The 2,304-nt window shown below is 46.1% G+C and carries 1 protein-coding gene; it reads left to right on the forward strand.

The annotated features are described in order from the left end of the window. Positions 1–168: 168 nt before the first annotated feature. The gene (locus FTU12_RS16250; RefSeq protein ID WP_154320142.1) at positions 169–2,100 is read left to right on the forward strand and encodes an ATP-binding cassette domain-containing protein; all 1,932 of its coding nucleotides are present in this window, start codon (positions 169–171) and stop codon (positions 2,098–2,100) included. Positions 2,101–2,304 lie beyond the last annotated feature (204 nt).

Here is a 2,304-nt window from a genome sequence, read left to right on the forward strand (position 1 = left end):
CAACTGTTAATGCTGAAAATAGAGCTTATACTCAACTTATTCGTCCATAATATATAAATTCACAATATTTAAAAGCTGGCTCATTTCAGTAAAAGTCGCAAGATTTTTCATTTTCACAAGGCTTTCCTTTAGAATAGGCGCATCTTATTTCTTAGCTTTGATTTCTCAATGATTCAGTTAGACCAGTTATCTATACGTCGCGGTGGACGTGTTTTATTTCAAAAAGCGTCGATGCAGTTACACCCAGGATGGAAAATTGGCCTAACCGGTGTCAATGGTGCCGGGAAATCGACCCTGTTTTCAGCTTTGCTTGGTGGCATGGAGTCAGACACCGGTTCGTTGACCCGTCCTGCGGTATGGACCGTGGCGCATATGGCGCAGGAAATCAAAGCGCTGAATATGAAAGCCATTGATTTCGTCTTGTCCGGCGATGAAGAATACTGGGATATTCAACAGAAACTGGAGCAGCCAGATCAGCTGGATGATGCAGAACTGGCCCATTTATATGGCCGTTTTGATGAAATTTCAGGTTATTCTGCGCCGGCCAAAGCTTCGCAACTGATGGCCGGTCTGGGCTTTTTTGAACATCAATCCCAACTGGATGTTTCAAGTTTTTCTGGTGGCTGGCGCATGCGCCTGAATCTGGCGCGTACCCTGATGAGCCGTTCCGATTTACTCCTTCTTGATGAACCGACCAACCATTTAGACCTGGATGCCATTCTCTGGCTCGAAGACTGGCTGAAAGCCTATGAAGGTACGCTGGTGCTGATTTCGCATGACCGGGATTTCCTCGATGCGATTACCGATCATATTTTACATATTGAAAATCAGGAACTGATTTTATATACCGGTAACTACTCGACCTTCGAGCGCACCCGCAGTGAACGTCTGGCGCAGCAGCAACAGGCTTATGAAAAGCAGCTGGAAACCCGCGCACATCTGCAAAAATATATTGACCGTTTTAAAGCGAAAGCCACCAAAGCCAAGCAGGCACAGAGCCGGATCAAACAGCTGGAGCGTATGCAGGAACTGTCTGCTGCCCATGTTGATACACCATTTACCTTCAGTTTCCGTGAACCGACCAAAATGAGTTCGCCTTTATTGCAACTGGAACATGCCGATATTGGTTATGGTGACAAGCTGATTGTCACCAATGTCAATTTACAGATCACGCCAAGCAGCCGGATTGGTTTGCTCGGGATGAATGGTGCCGGTAAATCCACCCTGATTAAATCGCTGGTCGGTGATTTAAAATTGCTTCAGGGTCTGCGTAAAGATTCAGAACTGCTCAATATTGGCTACTTTGCCCAACACCAAATGGATGCACTGGATGGCAATGCCAGCCCGATGTTACAGCTGGCCCGTATTGCCGATAAAAAAATCAGTGAAGCCAGCCTGCGTTCTTTCCTGGGCAGTTTTGGTTTTAGCGGCGAACGCATGGATACGCCAAGTGAAAGTTTCTCAGGCGGTGAACGTGCCCGTCTGGCTCTGGCATTGATTGTCTGGCAGCGTCCAAACGTGTTGATTCTGGATGAGCCGACCAACCATTTAGATCTGGATATGCGTCATGCATTGACCATGGCCTTGCAGGATTTTGAAGGTGCTGTGGTGCTGGTATCGCATGAGCGCCAGCTGATTGCCAGTGTCTGTGATGAATTGCTGCTGGTACATAATGGTCAATGCCGTGAATTTGACGGTGATCTGACCGCTTATGCCGACTGGTTACGTCAGGCCCGCATTGAGATGATCAAAAACGGGCAGAAGCCAGCCGAGCCGGTGAAATCTCAGGTCGAAGTCAAAGCAACCATTTCCAGACTGGACAAAGAAGCACAGCGTAAGGAAGCGGCACGCCAGCGGGAACTGAGCCGCCCGATTCGTAAAAATATCGAAAAATGTGAAACACAGATTTCAAAGGTTACGCCGCGACTGGCTGAAATTCAAAGCTTGCTCGGAGATAGTGCTTTATATGATGCCTCACGTAAAAATGATTTGCTCAAACTGATGAATGAGCAAACTGAGCTGAAAGCCAAACTGGAAACAGCCGAAGAACAGATGCTGGAACTAATGATGGAACTGGAAAGTCTGGAGCAGTCCTTCTAACACTATTTCAACACCCCCATTATCTGAGAGATGAGTAACAAGCGTTATTCATCTCTTTTTTTTATTAAAACCACCCATTTTTAATATTTTCCTCCTGCTTTTCATCTCCGTGTAGTTCCTTGCTATTCTTGAGTACTGCATCTCTTCTTCAAAACTTGACACATTTTGTCGTGAATTACGCAAGTGCCATATAAGTTTATTTTT

This window comes from Acinetobacter sp. YH12063 (assembly GCF_013419715.1).
GTDB lineage: Bacteria > Pseudomonadota > Gammaproteobacteria > Pseudomonadales > Moraxellaceae > Acinetobacter > Acinetobacter amyesii.